The organism is Kribbella sp. VKM Ac-2568 (assembly GCF_004345365.1).
In the GTDB taxonomy this organism is placed as follows: domain Bacteria; phylum Actinomycetota; class Actinomycetes; order Propionibacteriales; family Kribbellaceae; genus Kribbella; species Kribbella orskensis.
The window spans coordinates 106,301-132,549 of record NZ_SLVF01000012.1; the positions used below are offsets into that span (position 1 = coordinate 106,301).

At 69.0% G+C, this 26,249-nt stretch carries 28 protein-coding genes; 15 read left to right on the forward strand and 13 right to left on the reverse strand.

All coding sequences use genetic code 11. The features are described from left to right. Positions 1-2,016 (forward strand): hypothetical protein, encoded by a 2,016-nt coding sequence (locus EV648_RS31085; protein ID WP_132298693.1) that lies wholly within the window; start codon positions 1-3, stop codon positions 2,014-2,016. Here the strand turns inward: EV648_RS31085 and EV648_RS31090 are convergent. The 3 genes from EV648_RS31090 to EV648_RS31100 all read right to left on the reverse strand — a co-directional run bounded on the left by EV648_RS31090 (position 1,976) and on the right by EV648_RS31100 (position 3,701). Next, the gene (locus EV648_RS31090; protein ID WP_199234915.1) at positions 1,976-2,350 is read right to left on the reverse strand and encodes a response regulator transcription factor; all 375 of its coding nucleotides are present in this window, start codon (positions 2,348-2,350) and stop codon (positions 1,976-1,978) included. The genes EV648_RS31085 and EV648_RS31090 overlap by 41 nt on opposite strands. A 92-nt stretch (positions 2,351-2,442) precedes the next feature. Next, a complete protein-coding gene (locus EV648_RS31095) occupies positions 2,443-3,120 on the reverse strand; it encodes a response regulator transcription factor (protein ID WP_241995760.1) in 678 nt (225 codons plus the stop codon). 8 nt (positions 3,121-3,128) lie between these two features. After that, positions 3,129-3,701: an HdeD family acid-resistance protein gene (locus EV648_RS31100; protein WP_132298696.1), complete on the reverse strand. Its 573-nt coding sequence runs from the start codon at positions 3,699-3,701 to the stop codon at positions 3,129-3,131. 57 nt (positions 3,702-3,758) lie between these two features. Between EV648_RS31100 and EV648_RS31105 the strand changes: the two genes are divergently transcribed. After that, positions 3,759-4,283, forward strand: a complete 525-nt coding sequence (locus EV648_RS31105; protein ID WP_132298697.1) for a 2'-5' RNA ligase family protein — start codon at positions 3,759-3,761, stop codon at positions 4,281-4,283. Here EV648_RS31105 and EV648_RS31110 read toward each other — a convergent pair whose 3' ends face one another. Then, complete coding sequence (locus tag EV648_RS31110; RefSeq protein ID WP_012922430.1) at positions 4,284-5,003, reverse strand: IclR family transcriptional regulator; 720 nt, start codon at positions 5,001-5,003, stop codon at positions 4,284-4,286. Between the two features lie 143 nt (positions 5,004-5,146). On the opposite strand from EV648_RS31110, the gene leuC reads away from it, so the two are divergent. From leuC to EV648_RS31135, 5 genes are all read left to right on the forward strand, one after another. After that, on the forward strand, positions 5,147-6,589 hold the full coding sequence (gene leuC, locus EV648_RS31115; RefSeq protein WP_132298698.1) for a 3-isopropylmalate dehydratase large subunit: 1,443 nt from the start codon (positions 5,147-5,149) through the stop codon (positions 6,587-6,589). A gap of 13 nt (positions 6,590-6,602) precedes the next feature. Beyond that, complete coding sequence (leuD, locus tag EV648_RS31120) at positions 6,603-7,202, forward strand: 3-isopropylmalate dehydratase small subunit (protein ID WP_132298699.1); 600 nt, start codon at positions 6,603-6,605, stop codon at positions 7,200-7,202. A gap of 413 nt (positions 7,203-7,615) precedes the next feature. Beyond that, positions 7,616-8,782 carry a magnesium/cobalt transporter CorA gene (gene corA / locus EV648_RS31125; protein WP_132298700.1) on the forward strand — a complete coding sequence of 389 codons (1,167 nt, stop codon included), beginning with the start codon at positions 7,616-7,618 and terminating at the stop codon, positions 8,780-8,782. Positions 8,783-9,004: 222 nt separating this feature from the next. Then, a complete protein-coding gene (locus tag EV648_RS31130) occupies positions 9,005-9,193 on the forward strand; it encodes a hypothetical protein (RefSeq protein ID WP_132298701.1) in 189 nt (62 codons plus the stop codon). Positions 9,194-9,528: 335 nt separating this feature from the next. Further along, the gene (locus tag EV648_RS31135; RefSeq protein WP_132298702.1) at positions 9,529-10,107 is read left to right on the forward strand and encodes an HU family DNA-binding protein; all 579 of its coding nucleotides are present in this window, start codon (positions 9,529-9,531) and stop codon (positions 10,105-10,107) included. A gap of 138 nt (positions 10,108-10,245) precedes the next feature. Here EV648_RS31135 and EV648_RS31140 read toward each other — a convergent pair whose 3' ends face one another. Beyond that, positions 10,246-10,452, reverse strand: coding sequence for a hypothetical protein (locus EV648_RS31140; RefSeq protein WP_132298703.1), 207 nt, complete (start codon positions 10,450-10,452; stop codon positions 10,246-10,248). 20 nt (positions 10,453-10,472) lie between these two features. Further along, positions 10,473-11,144, reverse strand: a complete 672-nt coding sequence (gene cofC / locus EV648_RS31145; protein WP_132298704.1) for a 2-phospho-L-lactate guanylyltransferase — start codon at positions 11,142-11,144, stop codon at positions 10,473-10,475. Between the two features lie 16 nt (positions 11,145-11,160). On the opposite strand from cofC, the gene EV648_RS31150 reads away from it, so the two are divergent. Together EV648_RS31150 and EV648_RS31155 are read left to right on the forward strand one after the other, a co-directional pair. Next, the gene (locus EV648_RS31150; protein WP_241995761.1) at positions 11,161-12,069 is read left to right on the forward strand and encodes a 1-acyl-sn-glycerol-3-phosphate acyltransferase; all 909 of its coding nucleotides are present in this window, start codon (positions 11,161-11,163) and stop codon (positions 12,067-12,069) included. After that, the gene (locus EV648_RS31155) at positions 12,066-13,070 is read left to right on the forward strand and encodes an NAD(P)H-dependent glycerol-3-phosphate dehydrogenase (protein ID WP_132298705.1); all 1,005 of its coding nucleotides are present in this window, start codon (positions 12,066-12,068) and stop codon (positions 13,068-13,070) included. Before EV648_RS31150 ends, EV648_RS31155 begins: the two co-directional genes overlap by 4 nt. Positions 13,071-13,094: 24 nt before the next feature. Here EV648_RS31155 and EV648_RS31160 read toward each other — a convergent pair whose 3' ends face one another. After that, entirely contained in the window at positions 13,095-14,243 is a 1,149-nt protein-coding gene (locus tag EV648_RS31160) for an ROK family transcriptional regulator (RefSeq protein WP_241995763.1), read from the reverse strand. Positions 14,244-14,312: 69 nt separating this feature from the next. On the opposite strand from EV648_RS31160, the gene EV648_RS31165 reads away from it, so the two are divergent. Together EV648_RS31165 and EV648_RS31170 are read left to right on the forward strand one after the other, a co-directional pair. Beyond that, the gene (locus EV648_RS31165; RefSeq protein ID WP_132298707.1) at positions 14,313-15,407 is read left to right on the forward strand and encodes a Gfo/Idh/MocA family protein; all 1,095 of its coding nucleotides are present in this window, start codon (positions 14,313-14,315) and stop codon (positions 15,405-15,407) included. A 19-nt stretch (positions 15,408-15,426) separates the two neighbouring features. After that, positions 15,427-16,434: a sugar phosphate isomerase/epimerase gene (locus tag EV648_RS31170; RefSeq protein WP_132298708.1), complete on the forward strand. Its 1,008-nt coding sequence runs from the start codon at positions 15,427-15,429 to the stop codon at positions 16,432-16,434. A gap of 294 nt (positions 16,435-16,728) precedes the next feature. Here the strand turns inward: EV648_RS31170 and EV648_RS31175 are convergent, their stop codons facing one another. Both EV648_RS31175 and EV648_RS31180 read right to left on the reverse strand, forming a co-directional pair. Further along, positions 16,729-17,235 carry a GyrI-like domain-containing protein gene (locus EV648_RS31175; protein WP_132298709.1) on the reverse strand — a complete coding sequence of 169 codons (507 nt, stop codon included), beginning with the start codon at positions 17,233-17,235 and terminating at the stop codon, positions 16,729-16,731. A gap of 150 nt (positions 17,236-17,385) precedes the next feature. Next, positions 17,386-17,538: a MerR family DNA-binding transcriptional regulator gene (locus EV648_RS31180; protein ID WP_158294110.1), complete on the reverse strand. Its 153-nt coding sequence runs from the start codon at positions 17,536-17,538 to the stop codon at positions 17,386-17,388. Positions 17,539-17,675: 137 nt separating this feature from the next. Between EV648_RS31180 and EV648_RS31185 the strand changes: the two genes are divergently transcribed. Further along, a complete protein-coding gene (locus tag EV648_RS31185; RefSeq protein WP_132298711.1) occupies positions 17,676-18,500 on the forward strand; it encodes an SMP-30/gluconolactonase/LRE family protein in 825 nt (274 codons plus the stop codon). A gap of 6 nt (positions 18,501-18,506) precedes the next feature. Here the strand turns inward: EV648_RS31185 and EV648_RS31190 are convergent, their stop codons facing one another. After that, positions 18,507-19,664 (reverse strand): MFS transporter, encoded by a 1,158-nt coding sequence (locus tag EV648_RS31190; RefSeq protein ID WP_132298712.1) that lies wholly within the window; start codon positions 19,662-19,664, stop codon positions 18,507-18,509. 94 nt (positions 19,665-19,758) lie between these two features. On the opposite strand from EV648_RS31190, the gene EV648_RS31195 reads away from it, so the two are divergent. Both EV648_RS31195 and EV648_RS31200 read left to right on the forward strand, forming a co-directional pair. After that, the gene (locus EV648_RS31195; RefSeq protein WP_132298713.1) at positions 19,759-20,604 is read left to right on the forward strand and encodes a DeoR/GlpR family DNA-binding transcription regulator; all 846 of its coding nucleotides are present in this window, start codon (positions 19,759-19,761) and stop codon (positions 20,602-20,604) included. After that, a complete protein-coding gene (locus tag EV648_RS31200; RefSeq protein ID WP_132298714.1) occupies positions 20,601-21,794 on the forward strand; it encodes an MFS transporter in 1,194 nt (397 codons plus the stop codon). Before EV648_RS31195 ends, EV648_RS31200 begins: the two co-directional genes overlap by 4 nt. Positions 21,795-21,872: 78 nt before the next feature. Here the strand turns inward: EV648_RS31200 and EV648_RS31205 are convergent, their stop codons facing one another. Next, the gene (locus EV648_RS31205; RefSeq protein ID WP_132298715.1) at positions 21,873-22,967 is read right to left on the reverse strand and encodes a PLP-dependent aspartate aminotransferase family protein; all 1,095 of its coding nucleotides are present in this window, start codon (positions 22,965-22,967) and stop codon (positions 21,873-21,875) included. Between the two features lie 23 nt (positions 22,968-22,990). Then, the gene (locus EV648_RS31210; protein WP_132298716.1) at positions 22,991-23,587 is read right to left on the reverse strand and encodes a TetR/AcrR family transcriptional regulator; all 597 of its coding nucleotides are present in this window, start codon (positions 23,585-23,587) and stop codon (positions 22,991-22,993) included. Between the two features lie 276 nt (positions 23,588-23,863). Here EV648_RS31210 and EV648_RS31215 point away from each other — a divergent pair, with 276 nt between their 5' ends. Beyond that, positions 23,864-24,997 (forward strand): D-alanine--D-alanine ligase family protein, encoded by a 1,134-nt coding sequence (locus EV648_RS31215; protein ID WP_132298717.1) that lies wholly within the window; start codon positions 23,864-23,866, stop codon positions 24,995-24,997. Between the two features lie 28 nt (positions 24,998-25,025). Here the strand turns inward: EV648_RS31215 and EV648_RS31220 are convergent, their stop codons facing one another. Beyond that, entirely contained in the window at positions 25,026-26,249 is a 1,224-nt protein-coding gene (locus EV648_RS31220; RefSeq protein ID WP_132298718.1) for an RNA polymerase sigma factor, read from the reverse strand.

The window sequence follows — 26,249 nt, forward strand, 5'->3', positions numbered from 1 at the left end:
ATGTACGCGCGAGTGGCCTGGGTGCTGACGGCACTCACCGTGCTGATCGCCGGCGCCGATGTCTGGGTCACCTCCGCCTACCGGCCGCTGCTGTCCGAGGAAGCCGTTGCCGTGCACGGTTTCCCGTTCGTCACCGCCGCGGTCGTGGGATGCTCGGCGATGGGCGCGCTGATCGTGGCACGGTGGGCGTGGCACCCGATCGGCTGGCTGCTCTGCCTGATCGGCTTCCTCTCGTCGATCTCGTTGCTGACCGAGGCTTACGGCGTGTGGGTGGTCACGGCCGACGGGCCGGGGTCGCGGAGCCTCGGCGGAATCTCAGGCTGGATCGCCGCCCTGTTGGGTGGACAGCTTTCACTGGCTGCGCTGGCGATCCTCTTCCTGGTTGCGCCGGACGGCCGGCTCCTGTCCCGCCGTTGGCGCGCCGCGGCCGTCGTGGCCTTGGTGGGGTACGTCGGTTACGCCGGAAGCCTGCTCACCCTGTCGCCGACCGAGTTCGACATCGACCGGCAGGAGGTCGGGCCGCTCGGCAGTCTGTTGTCCGTGCTGGGTCTGCCCTTCATCGCCGCTGGTCTGGTCGCCGCGATGGTGTCCATGGTCCTCCGGCTGCGTCGTAGCCGGGGAGTGCAGCGGCAGCAGTTGCGGCTGATCGCGCTGTCGGCGGTATTCGTTGCCCTGAGCTTCGTCTTCCTGATCGTCGCCCAGCTGTTCAACGGCGGACGGCAGACCTGGATCTCGAGCCTTCCGTTGTTCGTCTCCTACCTCTGCCTACCGTTGCTGTTCGCCGTCGCGGTACTGCGCTACCGGCTGTTCGACCTCGACCTGATCATCAACCGGGCCGTTGTCCTTGCCCTGGGCACCATCTTTGCCGGGATCGGCTACACCGGTCTCGTCCTCGCGGTCGCAGCCCTGCTGCACACCCGGACGAGTGGATTCTGGTTGTCGCTGCTCGCCACCGCGCTGGTCGCGCTCGCGTTCCAGCCGCTCCGCCAACGGGTCGTCCGGTTGGCCAACCGGCTGGCCTACGGAGCCAGGGCGTTGCCCTACGAGGCACTCTCCGAGTTCAGCCGTCGCCTCACGGAGCCGCCGTCACCGAACGCGCTACTTCCTGCTGTCGCGGAAGCGGCCGGGCGCGCGGTGTCGGCGCGGTCCTCCACCGCGGTTCTGCAGGTTCCCGGCCTGGCCGGAATCTCCGACGTCTGGCCCGGCCCGGACGACGGAGCACCGGACTACCAGGTGCCGGTCCGGCAGGGTGGCGACACCCTCGGCAGCATCGGCGTGACGATGCCGAAGGGGCACGGGCTCCGGCCCGCGGACGAGCGCCTGCTGCACGATCTGGCCGACCAGACCGCGCTGGCGTTCCGCAACGCTGCGATGGAGACCGAACTGGCGGGGCACGTGGCTGCCCTCGATCAGACCACCGAGGCGCTGGCCGAGTCCCGGCGAAGGATCATCGCGGCCGACGACGCCGCTCGCCGCCGACTGGAGTCCGCGATCTCCCGGGACGTGCTGTCCCATCTCCAGCCGATGCCCGAGCGGTTGAGCCACCTCAGCGTGGCGAGGTCGGGGAGCGCGGCGACGGACGAGCTCGAGCAGCTCGTTGACGAGACGAACGCGGCACTCGAGTCGTTGCGCGTACTGACGCAAGGGCTGTTCCCGACTCAGCTGGCCCGGGCCGGGCTGGCCCGCGCGCTCAGCTCCCATCTGGCGCGGAACGGTCAGGCCGTCACTGTGCACTTCGAGCCGTCGGCTGACCGGCGGTTCCCGGCCAGAGTCGAGGCGGCGGCGTACTTCGCCTGTGTCGAGGCGGTGCGCGCCGGCTCCATGGCGGCCCGGATCGACCTCCGGGTCGTGGCAGCCGAGCTGGTCGTGCAGATCCGCGGCCACGCCCGCGACCAGATCGACGTACAGGCGATCGTCGACCGGGTCGAGGCTGCGGGCGGACGGCTGTCGCTCGATGAGGCGGGCCTGCTGTCGGTCAGCATTCCGGACGATGCCGGCGAGCCCACGCGGCACTGAGCAGGTCCGGACCGAACGAGGCCTTGGCCAGGTACGACGCAGCTCCACAGCCGGAGAGGTCGAACTCGTCCTGGTCATAGGTCGAGAGCAGTACTACGACCGGCGGATCGGCGTCCCGGGTGATCCGCCGGGTGGCCTCGATGCCGTCGATGCCGGGCAGGTTGACGTCCATGAGCACAAGGCTCGGGCGCAGCCGCGTGACCGCGAGCAGCGCCTCCTCGCCGGACGAGGTGGACGCGACGACGACGAAACCGTCGGTCTCCGACACGACGGCAGCGATCGCCCGGCGGAACGGCTCCTGGTCATCGACGATCAGAACGCGTATCTCGCCCACGTGCTCACCTCCTGACAGCCATCGTGGGGGACAAGGCATCGCCGCGACATGGTGCTGTCCGCCCGGCCTGGTGCGGCTGACCCCCGCCGACGTCAGCGGCCGGCCGGCCCGCCGGTCGCCTCGAGGAAGGCGAGGACGGCCATGACGCGACGGTTCACGTCGGACTCGTCGGCGAGGCCGAGTTTCTGGAACAGCGAGCTGATGTGCTTCTCGACCGCCCGGGTGCTCATGAACAGGGCTTTGGCCGTCGCCTCGTTGCTCCGGCCGGCGGCGAGTTCCTGGAGCACCTCGCGCTCCCGTTCGGTCAGGCCGGGCAAGGGGGACCGTGATTCCTGCGCCTTTCGCGCCAGCAGGCCCTCGACGACCCTGGAATCGAGGACGGAGCCGCCGCGCGCAACGTCGTACAGGGCTCGCAGCAGCTCGTCGCGCTGCGACACCCGTTCCTTCAGCAGGTACCCCAGGCCGGCGGCGCCCTCGGACAGCAGGTCGAACGCGTAGTCCTCCTCGACGTACTGCGACAGCACGACGACCCCGATCGACGGGTGGTCGGCCCGGATCCGCTTGGCGGCGTCGATGCCCTCGGTCGTGAAGGTCGGGGGCATCCTGATGTCGGTCAGGACGGCATCCGGCCGGTGCCGGGCCACGGACTCCAGCAGAGCCACCGGATCGGTGACCACGTCGACGAGTTCGACCTCCTCGGCCTCGGTGAGCAGCGCGGAGATGCCTTCACGCACCAGGAAGTTGTCATCCGCGAAGACAACCCGCAACACCACAGCATTCACTGCGGGCCGAGCGAGGCGCTGCTGGTCTCCGAGCGGTTGAGTTCACGCCGCGCGGCCAAGCCGCCGAGGACGAAGACCGCACCCCACATCAGGGCGACGACACCGAGGAACACCGCGATGCCGACGACGGCCGCGCCGGGGTTGGCGACGAACAGGATGCCCAGCAGGACAGAGAAGGCCGCGCTGAGCAGAATCAGCCAGCGGGGTGTTGTGGTCAGCTTCCGGGTGAAGGCGCCGACCACCTCGAACACGCCGCGCACGATCAGCCAGATGCCGAGGATCCAGGTCAGCGCTTTCGCGGCGACCCCCGGGCTGAAGATCGCGAAGAACGCGGCGACGAGGGCGATCACCCCCATCAGCACCAGCCAGATCCGGCTCCCGCGCGCCTCCGGCCGGAACGCCGCCGCCAGCAGCCCGATGCCGTCGAACAGCGCCCAGAAGCCCCACAGCAGTGCCAGCGCGGTGGCCGTCTCGAGCGGCCAGACGATCGCCAGGATGCCGAACACCATGCCGATCACCCCGCGGACGACCAGCATCTTCCAGCCGACCGCAAACCAGTCCCGTTCCATACCGTCATGGTCATCCCGGCGCGGCCGGTGCACAACAGCCCGGCCTACCGTGGTCGTATGGCACTCGCCGTGTGTCTGCTCTTCGACCGGCGATCCGACCGGATCCTGCGGGGTCTGTGGGACCGGCTGGAGGACCTCGGCGTACCGACGCTGAAGTCCCACACCCACGGCCGGCACGTGCCGCACCTGTCGCTGGCCGTGCTGCGGGAATGGCAGCACGACGAGGTTCGGAAAGCCGTCGAATCCCTGCCCGACGACGGACCCGTCAATCTCCACTTCGACGGGCTCGGAAGCTTCCGACGCGGCCGCGCCTGGCTGGTCCCCGCTGTCAGCGCAGACGTATTACAGCGTCAGGAGCGAGCAGTCTCCGCGCTCAACGAGACCGGAGCGGACCTGCACCGGCACTACCGACCCGGCCTCTGGGTCCCGCATTGCACCATCGCTCCACGTGTCCCGCTGGTAGTCCTGCCGATCCTCGCGGCCGCCGTGTACGACGTACTGCCGCTGGAGACGACCGCCGACCATGCGGCCCTGATCGACAGCAGTACGGGTCGGCTGTGGCCGCTGACCCATTTGCCCTGACTACTCGGAAGCGCGGCGGAGGGCTTCGGAGAGGCGCTCGGCGGCGGCCATCACGGCCGGGGCGTGCATCCGGCCGGGCTGGCGGGAGAGGCGCTCGATCGGGCCGGAGACGGAGACGGCGGCAATCACCTTGCCGGAGGGGGAGCGGACCGGCGCGGAGACCGAGGCGACGCCCTGCTCCCGTTCGCCGACCGAGTGCGCCCAGCCGCGGCGCCGTACGCCGGCCAGGGCTGCCGCGTTGAAGGTCGCGTTGTGGAGGCCGCGGTGCATCCGCTCCGGGTCCTCCCAGGCCAGCAGTATCTGCGCTGCCGACCCGGCGGCCATGGTGAGCTGGCTGCCGACGGGCACGGTGTCGCGCAGACCGGACGGACGCTCGGCGGCAGCCACGCAGACGCGGTACTCGCCCTGGCGCCGGAACAACTGGGCCGATTCGCCTGTGATGTCGCGCAGCCGGGCCAGCACCGGACCGGCGGTTGCCAGCAGCCGGTCCTCACCGGCCGCGGAGGCCAACTCGCTCAGGCGGGGGCCGAGCACGAACCGGCCCTGCATGTCGCGTCCCACCAGCCGGTGGTGCTCGAGCGCGACGGCGAGCCGGTGAGCCGTCGGCCGGGCCAGTCCCGTCGCCGCCACGAGTCCGGCCAGGGTCGCCGGCCCGGACTCGAGTGCGGACAGAACGAGAGCTGCTTTGTCGAGAACGCCGACTCCGCTAGAGTTGTCCATGAGACGATATTGCCGTCTCGAATCGTGGAACGCAAGTCGCTGATCGGGCAGGTTCCGGCGCAATGTTGGCGAGAGTGAAGCACACCACAAACCCCTGACCGGGGCCGGTGGGGCGAGGACAAGTCTCAAGGAGGAGAAGTCTGATGGGTAGGACGTTGTCGGAAAAGGTCTGGGATGCGCACGTCGTGCGCCATGCCGACGGAGAGCCCGACCTCCTCTACATCGATCTTCACCTGGTGCACGAGGTGACCAGCCCGCAAGCGTTCGACGGCCTCCGGCTGGCCGGACGGCAGGTGCGCCGCCCGGACCTGACGATCGCCACCGAGGACCACAACGTCCCGACCCTTGACGTCGACAAGCCGATCGCCGACCTGGTGTCACGGACCCAGGTGGACACGCTGCGCAAGAACGCCGAGGAGTTCGGCATCCGGATCCACACCCTCGGCGACCCGGACCAGGGCGTCGTGCACGTGATCGGCCCGCAGCTCGGCCTGACCCAGCCCGGGATGACCGTGGTCTGCGGTGACAGCCACACCTCCACCCACGGCGCGTTCGGCGCGATCGCCTTCGGCATCGGCACCAGCGAGGTCGAGCACGTGCTCGCCACCCAGACGCTGATGCAGGCCCGGCCGAAGACGATGGCCGTCACCGTCGACGGAGTACTGCCCGATGGTGTCTCGGCCAAGGACCTGGTGCTCTCGCTGATCGCACAGGTCGGCACCGGTGGCGGCCAGGGCTACATCGTGGAGTACCGCGGTGAGGCGATCCGCGCGCTGTCGATGGAAGCCCGGATGACGATCTGCAACATGTCGATCGAGTGGGGCGCGAAGGCCGGCATGATCGCGCCGGACGAGACGACCTTCACGTACCTGAAGGACAAGCCGCACGCGCCGCAGGGCGTCGACTGGGAGGCCGCGGTCGAGTACTGGAAGAGCCTGGCGACCGACGAGGACGCCACCTTCGACCGTGAGGTCGTACTGCGGGCCGAGGACGTCGCGCCGTTCGTCACCTGGGGAACCAACCCGGGCCAGGGTGTGCCGCTGTCCGCGAACGTCCCCTCGCCAGACGACTTCGACAACGAGAACGACAAGATCGCCGCGGCGCGCGCACTGGAGTACATGGGCCTCACCGCCGGTACGCCGCTGCGCGAGGTGCGCGTCGACACGGTGTTCCTCGGCTCCTGCACCAACGGCCGGATCGAGGACCTGCGCGCGGCCGCCGGAGTGCTGGCCGGCCGGAAGGTTGCCGACGGCACCAGGATGCTCGTGGTGCCGGGCTCGGGCCGGGTCCTGCTGCAGGCCGAGGCCGAGGGCCTGGACGTGATCTTCAAGGACGCGGGCGCCGAGTGGCGTGGCGCCGGGTGCTCGATGTGCCTGGGGATGAACCCGGACCAGCTGGCCCCGGGGGAGCGCAGTGCCTCGACCTCCAACCGGAACTTCGAAGGCCGCCAGGGCAAGGGTGGCCGCACCCACCTGGTGTCGCCTCTGGTCGCCGCCGCCACTGCCGTCACCGGAACCCTCGCTGCGCCGGCCGATCTGCCGCCGGTCCGTGACACCAGCACGGTCGCCGTACCCGAGAACGTCTGAGGACAAAGGAATCATGGAAGCCTTCACCCAGCACATCGGCACCGCGGCCCCGCTGCGGCGCAGCAACGTCGACACCGACCAGATCATCCCGGCGGTCTACCTGAAGCGGGTCACCCGCACCGGCTTCGAGGACGGCCTGTTCGCCGCCTGGCGCAACGATCCCGCCTTCGTCCTGAACCAGCCGCAGTACGAGGGCGTCTCGGTGCTCGTGGCCGGGCCGGACTTCGGCACCGGGTCCTCGCGTGAGCACGCGGTCTGGGCCCTGCTGGACTACGGGTTCCGGGTGGTCGTGTCGTCGCGGTTCGGCGACATCTTCCGGGGCAACTCCGGCAAGGCCGGACTGCTGGCGGCGCTAGTGGAGCAGGACGTGGTCGAGCAGTTGTGGACCGAGGTCGAGAACGACCCGGGCACCAAGGTCACGGTGGACCTGGAGCACAAGACGATCTCGGCCGGTGACGTCTCGGCGCCCTTCGAGATCGACGACTACACCCGCTACCGGCTGCTGAACGGCCTCGACGACGTCGGCATCACCTTGTCGCACGCCGACGACATCACCGCCTACGAGGCCACCCGTCCGTCCTTCAAGCCGGCCACTCTGCCCGCGAAAGCCTGACCCCACACCTTGGCTTGCGTCCGAAGAACCGAGGGTCATAGCCCTCGGTTCTTCGGACGTTCTGTTGTGGCGCTTGATCGCGGCAGCGACCGGGGGTGGCGCAGTACCCGGTGGACGGGTGGGAGAAACCTCGGCGTAACGAATCGCACATCATCGGCGATAACTCCAGTGTTATCCTTCTGAAGTTGTCAGAACAAGGCTTGCGAGATCTGGGAGGTGAGGCGCGCGATGACCGGCGAACCCTCCAGACATACCGATCTCGCTCGACCTTGAGGCGCTGAATCCTCTGTCAGGTCAGGTCTTCCCGCGCGGATCGCGTCGGACGACCTGCAGCGCGGTGCGCGACGTACGAGTCGCGGAGGTCGGGCAGCTGACGCCCACTTCTTCCGCACCTCGCACTTGGAGGACTCGTCATGTCCGACCTTCGCCTGCGCACTCTTCGTGCGTTCAGCCGCACCCCTTCGCTTCGCGCCGCCGCGCGCCGGTACGCCGGTGGGCCGGCCGTTCCCGTCTCCGCCGAGCAGCTGCCGTCGCTGCCCGCGGGTCCGAAACCCAAGGGCCACAGCGTGGTGGACAGCGCGATCTACTGCGACGGCAGCCGGGTCGCGTCGCCGGAGTCGCTGGCCGACACCTACCAGGTGCTGCACGAGTCACCGCAAAGCCTTGCCTGGATCGGCCTGTACCGGCCGGACCGGCGTGAGCTCAACTCGCTGGCGCAGGAGTTCGACCTGCACGAGCTGGCCATCGAGGACGCGATCCAGGCCCACCAGCGGCCGAAGCTCGAGCGGTACGGCGACACCCTGTTCGTGGTCCTGAAGGCCGCGCGGTACCGGGACGCGACCGAGGAGGTCGAGTTCGGCGAGGTGCACCTGTTCGTCGGCCCGGACTTCGTGGTGACGGTCCGGCATGCCGAGGCGCCGAACCTGGCCGCCGTACGACGCCGGGTGGAACGCGATCCCGAGCTGCTCCGCCGGGGTACCGAGGCGGTCCTCTACGCGATCATGGACAAGGTCGTCGACGGGTACGCGCCGGTGGTCGCCGGGCTCGAGAACGACATCGACGAGATCGAGACCGAGGTGTTCCGCGGCGACCCGAAGGTGTCGCGGCGCATCTACGAACTGTCCCGCGAGGTGATCGAGTTCCAGCGCGCGACCCGGCCGTTGATCGGCATGCTCGACTCGCTGCGGGCCGGCTTCGACAAGTACGGCGTGGACGAGGAACTGCAGCGCTCCCTGCGCGACGTTGCCGACCACGTCACCCAGGTGGTCGAGCGGGTGGACGCGTTCCGCGAACTGCTGCGCGACATTCTGACGGTGAACGCGACGCTGGTCGCCCAGCAGCAGAACGAGGAGATGAAGAGCCTCACGGTCGCCAGCAACGACCAGAACGAAGAGGTGAAGCGGATCTCCGCCTGGGCCGCCATTCTGTTCGCGCCGACGTTGATCGGCACCGTCTACGGGATGAACTTCGACTCGATGCCCGAACTGCACTGGCAGTTCGGCTATCCCTTCGCGATCGGCCTGATGGCGATGGTGTGTGGTGGTCTACACCTGATCTTCAAACGCCGCGGCTGGCTCTGATCCCGTTTGCCCCGAGGGCACTAGTCTTCGAGAGATACGGACCTAGGGTCCCGTAAGCGATGTAACTTGACGCTATCGGCGCACAGACACGCACCTCGCGGCACTTGCCCAGCGCCCACGATGCTCCGCATCGAGGCCACTGCTCAAGCACCGCGATGCACGCACCTGGACACCGCTATCGTTCAAGCTACATCGCTTACGGGACCCTAGGAGGCGGACACGATGTGGTTGTTCCTGCGGCGAAAGCTGATCATGTGGGCGGTGCTGGCGATCGCCGTGCCGCTGGTGGAGTGGCTGCTCGGCAAGGTGAGTGAGGCGATCCGAGCGAAGAAGGGCGAGAGCACTCTGACCCGGAGTCTCGACACCGCCCAGTCGGGAATTCGCACGCTGCGCGGTGGCAACCGCCGCTGACCGGTTCGCCGACTGACACGGCAACGGCGCTGGTCGGTCCATCGATCGCCCCGAACATCAAGGCTTCGGGGGCTTCATCGATGGCCGCAACGGGGTCATGATGGTGGTTCGGTGACCCCCGAGCGGGGTGTGAACGGGGTCACCGTTGGTCGCCGGTTCGTTGCTCAGCAGGGAATCGGGAACCCGTTCGGGGCCGAATCGAGGTGTTTTATGGCCCAAATCGCCTAAAACAAGGCCGAATTGCCGCGTTGGTGTTTGTGAACTCCCCGATGAGTCCATAACGTTCACGGAAGATCGAGCGCTGTGCTCGACGCCTACGTTCACGGAGGGAAGCAGTGAACAAGAGCCAGTTGGTCGAAGCGCTCGCAGTGCACTTCGACGGAAATCGCCGTTCGGCCCAGCACGCCTTGGAGGCGGTGATCGACACCGTCGAGCGCGAGCTGACCAAGAAGGGCGGCAAGGTCGCCATCACCGGGTTCGGTGCCTTCGAGGCCATCGAGCGCGGTGCCCGCATGGTCCGCAACCCGCGGACCGGCGAGACCAAGCGTGCCAAGAAGACCGTGGTTCCGAAGTTCCGCGCGGGTGCGGAGCTGAAGGCCGTTGTCTCCGGGGCCAAGAAGCTGCCGAAGCTGGTGGTGCCGAAGGCGGCCACCGCCACCAAGGCAGCCGCTCCGGCCAAGAAGGCCGCGCCGGTCAAGGCCGCCGCGACCAAGACCGCCGCCAAGAAGGCGCCGGCCAAGGCCGCTGCCACCAAGACGGTCGCGAAGAAGGCCCCCGCCAAGAAGGCTCCGGCCAAGGCGGTCGCCAAGAAGACCGTGGCCAAGAAGGCTCCGGCCAAGACCGTCGCCAAGAAGGCGCCGGCCAAGAAGGCCCCCGCCAAGAAGGCTCCGGCGAAGCGCGCAGCAGCTCGCTGACCTGAAGCACTGCAGCACCAGCAACACCAGCGAAGGCCGGTCACCCCACACCAGGGGCGACCGGCCTTCGCCGTGTCAGGAAGTCACATCCGGAAGTAGGTGTCTGCGGCAACATCAGGTCTATGCCGCAAGTCCGTATCAGGGCAGGGTGATGAAGTGGATCTCGGTGATCGCGAGCGAGGCGCCGGATCCGGTGGTGGTGATGCGGACCCGCTGGCCGAGCCGGAGCAGCCGGACCGGGGTGTGGGCGACGGCCTCCGCTGTGAAAGGAAGCTCGACGCCGCGGTCGGTCAGCACGACGCCGGAGGCTGTCTCGGTGTCGTACCGGCTCACTGTCGCTTGCATGACGTCACGTTAACCGATGATCAGCAGGCGAGTCCCTCGGAGCCGGTCGCGGCCCCCAGGACAAGCGACATCACGTCGGCCGTGCTCGGACCGACTCCCAGCTGTACTGCGTGGGCGAGATCCGCCGCCGTGTCGACGTCCCGGCGTACTGTCTCGATCCCCGCAAGCTCAACCGGTACTGCGCCCGACGCCTGGTGGGCCAAGGCGGAACCCACCCCGAAGCGCGGGTCCAACGCGATCCCCGGCGCCGCGGCGAGCATCGTGGTACCGGTGCCTGGCAGGTCGATCACGAAGCTTCGGTCCGCAGTACAGGCGGCCAGAGCGAGGGTCAGTTCGGCAGGCCGGAGCGCGGGCAGGTCAGCCGACAGCGCGACAACGCCGGAGCCGGGGAACTCGGCTGCGGCGACGGCAGCGCCGTGCTCCAGTGCCTCGTTGAGCCCTGTGGCCGGGAGGTCCGGTACGACGCGTGCGCCGACCGCTGTGACGTCCGCCGAGACCACTGGATCATCGGTGACCACCAGGACGGCCCGGACGAGGGGAGACTCCAGTGCTGCCGCAGTAGTGTCGACTGCGAAGGCACGGGCGAGCTCCGGACGGTGCTGCGGGTAGGCGGCAGCAAGCCGGCTCTTCGCGATCGCCGTACGCTTCACCGGGATCACCAGGGTCCAGGGAGCGACCTGTAGGTCTGCCATCAGGCAGGATTCTCCCATGACCGATGGCAACGACCAGCACCAGGAGGCAGCAGTGAACGGCCAGCGCACAGCCGAGGGGCCCCGGCCGCGTCGGGGTTTCTGGTTCGGCCTGGTGGTGGCCATCGTCAAACCGTTCATGCTGATCTGGACCAAGCAGGATTTCCGGGGCCGTGAGAACGTGCCGCGGACCGGCGGCATGGTGTTCGTCACGAACCACATCTCGCACTTCGACCCGTTCGTGCTCGGCTTCTACATCTGGGAGTGCCGCCGGATCCCGCGACTGCTCGGCAAGGCGTCGCTGTTCAAGCTGCCGATCGCCGGCCGGATCATCACCAGCGCCGGCCAGATCCCCGTGTACCGCGACTCGGCCGAGGCCGCTGACGCCTTCCGGGCCGCCGTCGCCGCTGTGGAGAAGGGCGAGTGCGTCGGCGTCTACCCCGAGGGCACCATCACCCGCGACCCCGAGGGCTGGCCGATGACCGGCAAGACCGGTGCCGCCCGGATCGCCCTGATGACCGGCTGCCCGGTGATCCCGATCGCGAACTGGGGTGCGCAGGAGGTCTTCGCGTCGTACGGCAGTCTGAGGATCCGGCTGCTGCCCCGCAAGACGATGCGGGTGACCGCCGGCGAGCCGGTCGACCTGAGTGCCTTCGAGGGCAAGCCGATCACCAACCAGCTGTTGCACGAGGCAACCGAGGTGATCATGCACCGGGTCGCCGACGAGCTCGGCGTACTGCGTGCGGAGGCTCCGCCGAAGGAGTTGTTCGACCTGCGCAAGCACCAGGCGGTGGAGCAGGCCGATTCGGATGAGAAGGCCGAGGCGGAAGAGAAGGACCGTGCGGCCGGCGCTGACTCTGTCGGCGATCGTGAGCGGGCGGCCGGGACCGACGGCGCCGGGAACCGTGAGGATGAGGAGACTCGATGACAAAAGTTGCGGTGTTCGGCGCGGGGTCCTGGGGGACTGCCTTCGCCACGGTGCTCGCCCAGGCCGGTAACCAGGTGTCCGTCTGGGGCCGCCGTGAATCGCTCTGCGAAGTGATCAACTCGCGGCACGAGAACCCGGACTACCTGCCCGGCCTGCGACTGCCGGACGCGATCACCGCAACCCACGACCCGGCCGCCGCGGCCGACGGCGCCGAGGCGATCGTGCTCGCGGTGACCAGCCAGTCGTTGCGCGAGAACCTCTCCGACTGGGCCGCGCTGATGCCACCCGCCGCACCGCTGGTGAGCCTGATGAAGGGCGTCGAGCTCGGTACGACGAAGCGCATGAGCGAGGTGATCGCCGAGCTCACCGGTGCCGGCCCCGAGCGGATCGCCGCCGTCTCCGGCCCCAACCTGGCCCGCGAGATCGCCGAGGGCCAGCCGGCCGCCGCGGTGATCGCCTGCGTAGACGAGGGCACCGCCCACCGGCTCCAGAAGTTGTGCCATTCGCCGACCTTCCGTCCGTACACGAACACCGACGTGATCGGCGTCGAGCTCGGTGGCGCCACCAAGAACGTGATCGCACTTGCCGTCGGGATGGCCGTCGGCCTGGGCTTCGGCGACAACGCCCGGGCCTCGTTGATCACCCGCGGTCTTGCGGAGACGGCGCGGCTCGGCGCAGTACTGGGCGCAGACGAGCACACCTTCTCCGGCCTCGCCGGCCTGGGTGACCTTGTCGCGACGTGCTCGTCTCCGCTGTCCCGGAACCGCACCTTCGGCGAGAAGCTCGGCCAGGGCATGAGCGTCGCCGAGATCGCCGGTGCGACGCGTCAGGTCGCCGAAGGCGTCAAGTCCTGCTCGTCCATCAGCGAACTGGCCCACCACCACGACGTGGAGATGCCCATCGCCGAACACGTCACCAAGGTCGTGGCCGGCGAGATGACTCCCAAGGACATGCTCGTCAGCCTCATCTCCAGATCCGCCAAATCCGAACGCTGGGGCTGACCGACGCGCGACCTCCCCGTGAACTCAGAGGCCGAGGGTGTGGTGGAGGACCATGGTGGCGGCGCCCCGGACCGCGGCCTGCCGGCCAGTGCGGGAGGCGACCACCTGGAGCTCGGTTGTGGCCAGGGGCAAGGATCTGGCATAGATCGCTTCGCGGATGCCGGCCAGAAGGCTGTCGCCGGCCTGGGAGAGAGAACCTCCGATGACGATCACGGAGGGGTTCAGCAGACTCACGCAGGCCGCGAGGACCGAGCCGATCTCGCGGCCGGCTTGGCGGACCGCCTGGGTCGCGGTGGTGTTGCCGGCGCGGACCAGGTCGACCACGTCCTGGCTGGTCTCCGCCTTCAGTCCTTCGGCTCGTAGGTTGCCTGCGATCGCCGCGGCCGACGCGATCGCCTCGAGGCAGCCCGTGTTGCCGCAGCGGCACAGTTCGGTGTGACCCGGCGCCTGGATATGCCCGATGTCGCCCGCCGCGCCTTGTGCGCCACGATGCAGCCGGCCGCCGCTGATCACCCCGGCACCGATGCCCGTGGCAACTTTGACGAAGAGCAGATGCTCGACCTCGGAGTACTGCGTGGCGTGCTCGCCGAGCGCCATCATGTTCACGTCGTTGTCGACCAGCACCGGCCCGGGGAACTCCGCCGACAGATGACCGACGACGTCGTACGAGTCCCAGCCCGGCATGATCGGTGGGTGGTTGGGGCGTCCGGTCGAATGCTCGACCGGGCCCGGGAGCCCGACGCCCGTGCCGGCCAGTTTCGTCGTAGTGCTGCCGCTCGCGGCGAGCAGCGAGCGGCCGTGCTCGGCGATCGCCCCGAGCACGATCTCCGGCCCGTCGGCGATGTTCTGCGGGACCGTGATGCTGTCGAGGATGTGCCCGGTCAGGTCGGCGAGCGCGACCGACAGATGGGTCGCGCCGACGTCGGCGGCGAGCACCACCCTCGCCGCCGGGTTGAACCTGAACCGCGCCGGTGGCCGCCCGCCGGTCGACGCCGCCTCGCCGTACGGCTGGACGAACTCCATTGCGACAAGGGTTTCCAGCCGCCCGGTGACCGTCGATCTGGCCAGCCCGGTGAGGTCCATCAACTCGGTCCGCGTCCGCGGTCGGCCGTCGAGGAGCAGACGCAGTACAGGGCCCGCGTCCGCGGCCGTAGTACTGAGATCTTCTGCCACGAGACTTCCGCCGATCGGTGCTGGACTTTTGTTTGACAGGAATCGGAAGTGTGGCATAGCGTCCCGGTCATGTCGACCACAGCGCGCAAGCTCAGAGTCGGGATCGTCGGTGGCGGCTTCATGGGCCGCGTCCACGGCCGGTCTGCCCTGGTGGCGGGCGCGAAGGTCGTCGGCGCCGTCGGCTCGAGTCCGGACCGCGCGGAAGCCGCCGCGGAGGCGACCGGCGCCGAGCGCGGTTTCGCCACCCTGGAGGAGCTGCTCGCCGCGGACATCGACCTGGTCCACGTCTGTACTCCGAACAACACGCATCTGCCGGTGACCTTGCAGGCGCTCGAAGCAGGCAAGCACGTGATCTGCGAGAAGCCGCTGGCGACCTCCGCCAAGGATGCGATCGGGCTGCACGCGGCCGCTCAGGAAGCCGGGCGGGTGGCGACGGTGCCTTTCGTCTACCGGTACCACCCGATGGTCAGGGAGTTGCGGACCAGGATCGCGGAAGGCGAGGCCGGCCAGATCACCAGCCTGCACGGAAGCTACCTGCAGGACTGGCTCGCAGGTGAGAACGACCAGAACTGGCGCGTCGACGACGTGGCCGGGGGACCGTCCCGGACCTTCGCGGACATCGGTTCGCACTGGTGCGACCTGACCGAGTTCGTCACCGGTGACCGGATCGCCGACGTCAGCGCGCAGACCCGCACCGTGCGCGCGACCCGCGGCGGCGTCGAAGTACGGACCGAGGATCTCGCCACCGCGCAGTTCCGTACTGCGGCCGGCGTCGTCGGCACCGTAGTCGTGAGCCAGGTCGCCGCCGGGCGGAAGAACCGCCTGTATCTGGAGGTCTCGGGGACCGAGTCGAGCTTCGGCTTCGACCAGGAGGACCCGGACCGCCTCTGGGTCGGCCGGCGCGCGGCGAACCTGCTGCTGACGCGCGACCCGGAGACGTTGAGTCCTCCTGCCGCAAGGGTGAACCGGCTGCCCGCCGGGCACGCCCAGGGATACCAGGACGCGTTCGACTCGTTCGTCGCCGATACCTATGCCGCCGCGCTGGACGGCGACCATCCGGACGGACTGCCGGACTTCGCCGCAGGTGCCCGTTCTGCCCAGCTCGTAGACGCCGTCCTGCGGTCCGCCGCAGCGGACGGTGCCTGGACCACCGTCGAGAACTGAAACCCCTAGGAGTCTGCGCATGCCACGCCCGATCACCCTGTTCACCGGCCAGTGGGCCGACCTCCCGTTCGAAGAGGTCTGCAGCCTGGCGTCCTCCTGGGGCTACGACGGTGTCGAGATCGCCTGCTCGGGCGACCACTTCGACGTCCAGCAGGCCATCGACGACGACACCTACATCGCCGGCCGCAAGGAGATCCTCGAGCGGCACGGCCTGCAGGTCTTCGCGATCTCGAACCACCTGGTCGGCCAGGCGGTCTGTGACAACCCGATCGACTTCCGGCACCAGGCGATCGTGCCGTCCCGGGTCTGGGGCGACGGCGACGCCGAGGGTGTCCGGCAGCGCGCGGCCGAGGACCTGAAGAACACCGCCCGCGCCGCGGCCAAGCTCGGGGTCGACACGGTGATCGGCTTCACCGGCTCCTCGATCTGGCAGTACGTCGCGATGTTCCCGCCGGTGCCGGCCGAGCGGATCGAGGCGGGATACCAGGACTTCGCCGACCGTTGGAACCCGATCCTCGACGTGTTCGACGAGGTCGGTGTGCGGTTCGCGCACGAGGTGCACCCGTCGGAGATCGCGTACGACTACTGGACCACCACACTCACCCTCGAGGCGATCGGTCACCGCGAGGCGTTCGGGCTGAACTGGGACCCGAGCCACATGGTCTGGCAGGACATCGACCCGGTCGCGTTCCTGTGGGACTTCAAGGACCGGATCTACCACGTCGACTGCAAGGACACCCGGATGCGGGTCGGCGGCGGCCGCAACGGCCGGCTCGGCTCCCACCTGCCGTGGGGCGACCCGCGCCGCGGCTGGGACTTCTACTCGACCGGACACGGTGACGTGAACTGGGAGGACTGCTTCCGCGTCCTGAACGCGATCGGCTACGACGGCCCGATCTCGGTCGAGTGGGAAGACGCCGGCATGGAACGCAAGGTCGGCGCCGCCGAAGCAGTAGACGTCATCCGCAAACTAGCCTTCGACAAACCAGAAGCCTCCTTCGACGCCGCCTTCGCCACCGACAAGTAACCCGCACACCAGCCCCACGAACTCGTCCGCCCGGCTCCCGCCGGCCCGGACGAGTTCGTCATTTCCAGCGGTCCCGGGCTGGTGCGGAAGCTGGTGCGGCGAGCGTGCCGGTGCGCGGGTTTGTAGCAGGTCCCTGCGGTGGACGGGTGCTCGCCCCCGCTGCACCCGGCCACCATCTGCAGACCCGCTCTGCCTGGCCACCGCCTGGAGATCCGCCGAGCCGGCTGCCTACACGCTCCTCGGCACCTGCCAGCCGGCAGGTTGCCTACAGCCCCAGACCATCCCGCCGAGGGCTTAGGGGAGTTCTAGTTGGAGTTCAACTAGCCAGGGGGAGTTGTCGGGGCCGGTGGCTTCTAGGTAGTGCTCTCGCCACGTGGGGGAGGTTAGGGGGTGCTGGCGGTTGTTGGCGGTGGCCCAGGTGGCTAGGGCTTGGTAGGCGGTGGAGATGGTTGCCATGGCGCCCTGGTGGATGGTTGAGGCGACCTGGGTGGGTGGGAGCGTGTGCGGTTCCAGGCCGGGGACTGAGCCGTTGGGGACGGCGTAGCCGGCGGTGATGTGGACTTCTGGGGTGTCGGGGTCGGGGACGTAGTGGGCGATCGGGGTGGTTCGGTCGGCGCCGGCGGCTTCCATGTGGTCGATGACTTGGCCGAACAGGGACTGGACGACGGCGCCGGTGCTCCGGCGACTGGCGTCGGGGGCGGTTGCCGTGAGGCCGGCGATGGTCAGGCTGTCGGTCTGCTTGGTGGTGATCTGGGCGTTCACGTGATCCTCCTGCTCGATCAGTCGGAGTCTCGCGGTCACCCGGTCCAGGACGTGGCGGTCGTGGCGGACCTGACGGTTCGAGCTCGGCCCGGCGGAGACGCAGCATCCCTTGTATCTGCGCGGAGTCCACGCCTTCAGCCAGCAGTACGCCGACCTCCTCCAGGCTGAAGCCGAGTCCCTTGAGGGCAATCAGGCGGTTGAGCACGAGGAGCTGCGTGACGTCGTACGAGCGGCGGCCGGTGTGGGGGCGACATGGGCGGGGTCGAGGAGTCCGATGGCGTCGTAGTGCCGCAATCTGCGCGTCGACACACCACCGAGGCGGGCGAATTCTCCGATGTTCATCATGACCTCTTCACTCTCCGGCTTCACACAGTGTCAACTGCAACCCTCGGGGCTCCGCGCAGGCCGAGGGTGATGTCGAAAGGCGGACGGCGGATTCGTACCAAGGGTGAAGGGTTCCCTAGGCGAGGAGTACGGCGATGTCGCAGGTTCTGGTGGACGGTTTGGGATACGGGGAGTCGGCGCGCTGGCATGACGGGCGGTTGTGGCTGGCGAACTGGGGGACTGGCGAGGTGCTCGCTGTCGGTCTCGACGGTGGGCGTGAGGTGATGGCGACTGTGCCGCCCGACACGATCCCGTTCTCGATCGAGTGGTCGCCCGACGGGACGTTGCTGGTGATCGCGGGTTCGAGGTTGTTGCGGCAGGAGGACGACGGGTCGCTCGGTACTGCGGCTGACCTGAGCGGGATCGCGGAACTGTTCAACGAGATCGTGGTCGACCCGCGCGGCAACACCTATCTGAACGGCGGCAGCCTGGACTTCAGCAAGCCCGGGGTGATCGCTGTCGTGGCGCCGGACGGATCCGCCCGGGAGGTTGCTGACGGCATCGAGTTCGGGAACGGGATGGCGGTGACGGCGGACGGGGCGACGCTGATCGTCGCGGAGTCGTTCGCGTGCCGGTTGACCGCGTTCGACATCGGGCCCGACGGGGGGCTGTCGAACCGGCGGGTCTGGGCCGACCTCGGGGATGGGCATCCGGACGGGATCTGCCTCGATGCCGGAGGAGCCGTCTGGTACGCCGACGTGCCGAACCAGCGCTGTGTGCGAGTCCGCGAAGGAGGTGAGGTGCATCAGACGGTCGACCTCGATCGCGGCGCCTTCTCCTGCATGCTCGGTGGGCCCGACGGCGACACCCTGTTCATGCTCGCCGCCCAGTGGAACGGCTTCGAGAACATGCGCCTCACCGACCGCACCGGCCAACTCCTCACCACCCACGCCCCCAGCCCACACGCCGGATGCCCCTAGCCACCTCTAGCTCGGTGGGGCCACCGGGGTTCGCGGGCGCAGTACGGGGGCTAGGACTGCTATGCCGCAGGTCAGGAGCGTCACCACCACGAAGGAGATGGTGAGGTTGGTGGCTTGGGCGATGCCGCCGATGACGGAGGGGGCGATCAGGCCCGAGGTGTAGGTGACGGTGGCGACGCCGGCGATCGCCTGGCTCGGGTTGGGGCCGGCGTGGCCTGCGGCGGCGAAGGCGAGGGGCACGACGACGGCGACGCCGAGACCGAGCAGGCCGAATCCCATCATCGCGACCAGCGGGTGCTGCGCAAGCACGACCAGCAATCCGCCGAGGGCGGCAATTACCCCGCTCACCCGAACAGTGCGAACGGCTCCCCACCGATCCACCACGGAGTCCCCGGCGATCCGGGCGACGGCCATCGTCAGCGCGAAGCCGGTGGTCGCGGCGGCGGCGACGCCGGCCGAGGTGGTGAGCACATCCTGGAGATACACCGCCGACCAGTCCAGGCTCGCACCCTCGGCGAAGACCGCGCAGAAGCCGACAGCACCGATCAACCACGCCGACTTCGGTGGCAGCGCGAACCGAGGCGGCGCCTCCACGTCGTCGGCCGGGTACAGATCGAGCACGTAGTGACAGGCGCTGACACCGGCCACGGTGAGCACGACGGCCGCGATCACGTGGTGCACCTGGGCACTGACGTCGAGATGCGCGGCGATCGTGCCGAGGCCAGCGCCGATCAGAGCGCCCACGCTCCACAGCCCGTGGAGCCCGGACATGATCGACCTCTTCATCCGCCGCTCGATCTCGACGCCGAGGGCGTTCATCGCGACATCGGCCATCCCGGCGGTGGCGCCGTAGACGAACAACGCCGCACACAACAGCGGCAGGTTCGGGGCGAACGACGGCAGGATCAGGGACATCGTCCAGAGCGAGATCAGCCCCCGCAGCGCGTTTCGGCTGCCGAAGCGGTGAGTGATCCGCGCGGCCAACGGCATCGCGAGCGATGCCCCGATCGCGGGGAACGCGAGCGCGAGACCGAGCTGGCCCGGACTCGCCGAGGCGTGATCCTGGATCCACGGCACCCGGGTCGCGAACGACCCCGTCACCGCCCCGTGCACACAGAACACGGCACCCACGCCGTACCGCGACCGTCGCACCTCGTCGACCACGAATCCAACCCCTCACCACGTCCGGATGCCCAGGGAGTCCACCATTCAAACATCGCCTTTGTTTGAACGATCATCGAGATGTTAACTTTCCACAGTGAAGAGTACGGAACGGCAGCGGGTCATCGTCGAGCGATTAAAGGCCGTACCCCGGGTCGGCGTGGCCGAGCTGGTGGCGGCGACCGGCGCCTCGGACATGACCATTCGACGCGACCTCGACTACCTCGCCGCGCAGGGCGTGCTGAAGCGCGTCCACGGTGGCGCGGTGCCGGCGATGCCGACCGGGATAGAGCCGCCGTTCGCAGCGCGCGCGACGGCCGCGCTCGGGCCGAAGCAGGCGATCGCGAGGGCCGCCGCCGAGCACATCCGGGACGGCGACACGATCGTGCTGGACAGCGGCACGACCGCCCTGGAGGTCGCCCGGCTACTGCACAACCGCACGGTGACGGTGATGCCACTGTCGCTGCACGTCGCGCAGGAACTCGTCGACGCCCCCGGAGTCCGGCTTCTGATGCCGGGTGGTGAACCGAGGCCGGGGGAGTTGGCGATGGTCGGTCCGCTGACGTTGGCGTCGTTGCGTGCGCTGCGGTTCGACATCGCCGTACTGAGCCCGTGCGCGTTCAGCATCGAAGCCGGGATGACCGCGTTCGACCTGGGTGATGCCGAGGTGAAGCAGCAGGCTCTCGCCGTCTCCACCCGGGCGATCGTGCTGGCCGACGGCGCCAAGTGGGACCGCACCGCGCTGGCGTACATCTGCCCGGCCGATCGGCCCGACCTGATCATCACCGACTCGACCGCTCCCGAAGACACCCGCGCCGTCCTCGCGCAGCGCGGAGTACTGATCCAGGTCGCCGACCAGTCAGCCATCGACCAGTCGGCCACCGATCAGTCCCGCACCGATCGGCCAGTTGCAGCGCGACCGGCCCTGGAAGGCAGCTCTTGAGCATCGACATCGCCGCGCCGCCGCGGGCCGCGCGCGTCGCGACCTGGACGTACTTCGGTCTCAACGGCTTCGCCGTCGGCATGTGGGTGGTGCACATTCCGAACGTCGAACGCGCGACCGGGATCTCCCACAGCACGCTGGGGTTCCTGCTGCTGATCCTGGGTGGCGCGGCGTTTCTCGGCATGCAGGTCGCCGGCCCTCTCGCGGACCGCGTCGGCCAACGTCGTCTTGTCCCCGCGGCCGGCGTACTCCTCGGCCTTTCGCTGTTCGGTCCAGGGCTCGCCCAGAACTGGTGGACGCTCGGCCTCGCGTTGTTCGTGTTCGGCTTCGGCAACGGATCCCTCGACGTGGGCATGAACTCGCACGCGGTGGTCGTCGAACGCGCCTACCCGCGACCGATCATGGCGGCCTTCCACGCGATGTGGTCGATCGGCGGCGCGTTCGCGGCACTGATCGGCGCCGCGACCTTGAAGGCTGCAGTCCCGACCGCCGTATCCCTGAGCGCCTGCGGAGCGCTGTGCATCGCGGTCTCCCTCTACATGAGCCGCTATCTGATCGAGGCGGACGCTCCAGTCGAGGACGAGACAGCGGACGCACCAGCACCGACCGCACCTCCGTCGAAGAAGCTGGTCTGGCAACTCGGCGGCCTGGCCTTCGGCCTGATGCTCGCCGAAGGAGTCGCCAACGACTGGGCAGCCTTGCAATTCAGGGACGTCCTCGGCACTTCGACCAGTACTGCGGCCTACGCGTACGGCGCGTTCGCGGTGGCGATGACCGTCGGGCGGTTCGCCACGGACCGGGTGGCGGCGGTGATCGGCCCCGCGGCGATCGTCCGCTACGGAGCCGCGCTGGCCGCGATCGGCCTGACCATGGTCATCGTGGTCCCGTGGGTGCCGGTCGCACTCGTCGGCTGGGCGCTCTTCGGGCTCGGGCTCTCCGGCGGGGTGCCGCAACTCTTCACGGCGGCAGGCAACCTGGACACCAAGGCGTCGGGTGCGCTGATGGCCAAGGTCGTCGGCCTCGGGTACGTCGGGCTGCTCGCGGGACCGGCCTTGATCGGCGGCCTCACCCACTGGATGCCGCTCAACGTCGCCTTCGCGCTGCCGGTCATCCTCTGCGTTCTGACCGTCATCGCAGCACCAGTGCTCCGCTCGCGTTCACGTCAGCCGAGCGAACCCGCCAACCGATAGGCATCCGCACCGGACGCCGACCCCAGGATCCCCACCTCTCCGAGGCCAGGTTGAACTGCCGGCGCCGGCTGCCGTCCGTCAGGCTTTGAGTGCTTGGTCGAGGTCTGACCAGAGGTCGTCCGGATGCTCGATGCCGACGGAGAGGCGGATCAGGTCCTCGGGGATGGTCGGTACTTCGGCCGGCCAGCGGCGGCGGCGCTCCAGCATCGACTCGACGCCACCGAGGCTGGTCGCGTGGACCCAGAGGGCGGTGCTTTCACACACTCGCTGGGCGCCGCCCGCGTCGCCGCCGAGTTCGATCGCCAGGATCGCGCCGAAGCCGGACATCTGTGCGGCCGCCCGCTCATGGCCTGGGTCGTCCGGCAGACCGGGGTAGCGCACGCGGCTCACTCGCGGGTGTGCGAGCAGTCGTTCGGCCAGGAAGGCGGCGTTGGACTGCGCCCGCTCGAGCCGTAGCGCCAGTGTCCGCAGACCGCGCAGAGCGAGCCAGGCCTCCATCGGTCCCGGGATCGCGCCCAGGCTCCGGCGCCGGGCTTCGAGTGAAGTCCACAGGTTGTCGTCGGCTGTGACGATGGCTCCGAGGACCACGTCCGAGTGTCCGGCGATGAACTTGGTCGCCGAGTGCATCACGACGTCCGCGCCAAGTTTCAGGGGCTGCTGCAGCAACGGTGTGGCGAAGGTGTTGTCGACGATCACCACGGCGCCCGCGGCCCGACCGGCTGCGGAAAGCGCCGCCACGTCGGCGACCTCCATGGCCGGGTTGGTCGGCGACTCGATCCACAACATGTCGGCGCCGACGACCGCCGCCGAGACTGCCGCGGTGTCCGCGACGTCGACCCGATCCACCTTCAGCCGCCCGGTCGACGCTTGCTGGTCGAGCAGACCCAGTACTCCGCTGTACGCGTGCTGGGGTGCGACCACCCGGCCCCCGACCGGTACGAGATCGAACAGGGCGGCAGCGGCAGCCATGCCGGACGCGAAGGTCAGGCCACGGCCGCCTTCGAGCTCACCGAGGGTCGTCTCGAGCGCTGCCCAGGCGTCGTTGTCGAAACGTCCGTAGCCGCGGTCTCCGCCCGCGATGTAGGTCGAGCTGAAGACGGGGGACTCACCGAGCGGAGCGTCCGGCACCCGGGCCGGACGGCCGGCATGCACGACGACAGTGGAGGGATCCATGCCGCGATTCTCCCAAGCGCCGGCTACTGCGAGGTCGGGAGGGGGATGCCGCCGCCGCGGAGCAGGCCCATCGCCTCGTGGGCGAGGTCTTTGACCTGAGTGCCGTCCGGGTTGTCCACCCAGGTCTGCACGACGATCTCGATGATGTTCATCGTGGTCCCCGCCGCGAGTGCCGCGGTGAACTGAGCCGAGTCCCCGACGAGCCGCCCCGCCAGCACGACCGTGAGCTCGTTCCGCCAGCGCCAGATCACCTCGGCCAGGTGCGCGCTCAGCGACGGCGTCTGCCCGGCCAGGTCGTACACGGTCCTGACCCGGTCCGGGTTGCTCTCCATCTGGTCGAGCACCCGCTCGATCACACTCTGCAGCGCGTCCGGCAGATTGGTGTCGGCCGACTGTTCCCGGAACCAGTCCAGCGCGCCGAACAGGCTGTCCTCGACGAATTCCAGGACCAACCGCTCCTTGGTCGGGAAGTACCGGTACAGCGTGCTCGGCCCGACCTCGGCGGCCGCGGCGATCTGCTCGACCGTCGTCCGGCCGAACCCGTGATCGGTGAACAGCTCGAACGCCTTGTCCGAGATCAGTCGCCGGGTCCGTTCCCGCTTCAGCTCGCGAAGCCCCATGCCTTACCCCAATGCCACTGCGCCGACTGGTCCTGCGTCCGGGCAGCGTACACGGCACCCGGCGCGCCGGAGTTGATTCCAAACGAGGCAAACAGTCGAATCCGGCGCTCGGGAGGTTCGTCGCGCAGTACCGGTCCGGGGGCCGGCTGACCGCGTTTCTGGGCTGGAACATGCCCCGGGAGACGCGTCGGGAACGGGCGCTACTGACAGAGATCTGAAGAGGTCTTAACTGAACCCTGGTCAAAGCCGGACTGAAGTGACGCTATCGTCGAGCCGGTGAGTGAGCACTCGAGGGAAGAAAGAAGCAAGCCCCGCGTCGCCGTGGTTTTCGGCGGCCGGTCGAGCGAACATGCCATCTCCTGCGTCACCGCGGCCAACGTGCTCCAGGTGATCGACCTGGACAAGTACGACGTCGTACCGGTGGGCATCACCACCAGCGGTCACTGGGTGCTGGAGAGTGGCGACCCGGAGCGACTGTCGATCACCGACGGCAAGCTGCCGGAGGTGGACGTGACCGCGCTGCCGGTGCTGTTCGGCGCCGACCGTGAGCTCGTCGTCTCCGAACCGGGTGAGGTGCCGAGCACGCTGGGCGAGGTGGACGTCGTCTTCCCGCTGCTGCACGGCCCGTGGGGTGAGGACGGCACGCTGCAGGGCCTGCTCGAGATGTCGGACATCCGGTACGTCGGCTCCGGCGTGCTGGCAAGCGCGGTCGGGATGGACAAGCACTACATGAAGGTCGTCTTCGAGGCGGCCGGTCTCGAGGTCACTCCGTACGTCGTGATCCGCGACCGCGACTGGACCCGCGACCCGCAGGCCAGCCGGGAGGCGGTCGACAGGCTCGGCTACCCGGTGTTCGTGAAGCCCGCCCGCGGCGGATCCAGCCTGGGCATCAGCAAGGTGAACAGTCTGGCCGAGCTGGACGACGCCATCGCCGAGGCGCGGGCGCACGACCCGAAGGTGATCGTCGAGGCAAGTGCGAAGAACCCGCGCGAGATCGAGGTCGGCGTGCTCGGCGGGCTGAACGGCGGCCCGGCCGAGGTCAGCGTCTGCGGCGAGATCTCGGTCTCCGGCGGCGGCCACGACTTCTACGACTTCGAGACCAAGTACCTGCCCGAGGGCGAGGAGTACATCGCGCTCTCGGTGCCGGCCGACCTGCCGGAGCACATCGCGGCGGAGGTCCGGGCGAAGGCGCTGACCGCGTTCGACGCGATCGAGGGCGAGGGGTTGGCCCGGGTCGACTTCTTCCTCGACGAGGACCAGCGGCTCGTCATCAACGAGATCAACACCATGCCCGGGTTCACCCCGACCAGCATGTTCCCGCGCCTGTGGGCCGCGACCGGCGTCGACTACCCGGCCCTGGTCGACCGCCTGCTCACCCTCGCCATGACGAGGGCCACCGGCCTCCGCTGACGAACCGGAGCTGACCACCAGCCAGCGCCTACAGCGCTGCCGCCTTGGCGTTGAGGTAGCGCTGTTGCGGAACGCTGGTGGTCAGCCTCGCCGCCAGCTCGTACGCCGTACGCGCGCCGGCCGGGTCCCCTGACATCTCCAGCAGGTGGGCCCGTACGGCGTGCAGCCGGTGGTCCTTCGCGATCCGCTCGTCGTCCTCGATCCGCGCGAGCAACTCCAGCCCGGTGGACGCACCACGAGCCATCGCCACCGCGACCACGTGGTTCAGCGAGACCATCGGGTTGTCGGACAACTGCAGCAGCACCTCGTACAGGGCGACGATCTGCGGCCAGTCCGTCTCCTCGGCCGTCGGCGCCTCGTCGTGGACGGCAGCGATCGCGGCCTGCAATTGGTAGGGCCCGACCGATCCGCGGGGGAGCGCCTCGGTGATCAGTTCGACGCCTTCGTCGATCGACGAGCGGATCCACAACGACCGGTCCTGCTCGGCCATCGGGATCAGCTCACCAGCCGGACCGGTCCGAGCCGGTCGCCGCGCATCCGTGAGCAACATCAGCGCCAGCAACCCGGCCACCTCGCTGTCGTCGGGCAGCAACCTGTGCACCATCCGAGCCAGCCGGATCCCCTCGGCCGCCAACTCGACCCGCTGCAGGCTCGGGCCGGTGGTACTGGCGTAGCCCTCGTTGAAGATCAGGTAGATGACCTTGAGTACGGCGTCCAGGCGCTCGGCGCGGTCGGGCGGCAGCGAGAATCGCGCTCCCGCGTCCTTCACGCTCTGCTTGGCCCGGGTGATCCGCCGGGTCATCGTCGCCTCCGGCACCAGGAAGGCGCGGGCTATCTCGGCGGTGGTCAGGCCGCCGACCGCCCGCAGCGTGAGCGCGATCTGGGACGCGGCGGTCAGTGACGGATGGCAGCACAGGAACAAGAGGATCAGCGTGTCGTCCTGCGGGGAGTCGGCCTTGTCCGCGCTCGGCGCCAGCCACTCGTCGGGCAACACCCACTGAGCCACCGTGTCCTCCCGCCGCTGCCGAGCCTGCTCCCGGCGAAGGAGATCGGTCAGTCGCCGGGACGCGACGGTAATCAGCCAGGCGCGCGGATCGTCCGGCTGGCCCTCCGACGGCCACTGCTGGGTCGCTGCGAGCAGGGCTTCCTGTACGGCGTCCTCGGCGGTGTCGAAGTGCCCGTACCGCCGGACGAGCGCGCCGAGGACCTGCGGCGCCAGTTCACGCAGCAGCTCCTCGGACGCGGGCGTCAT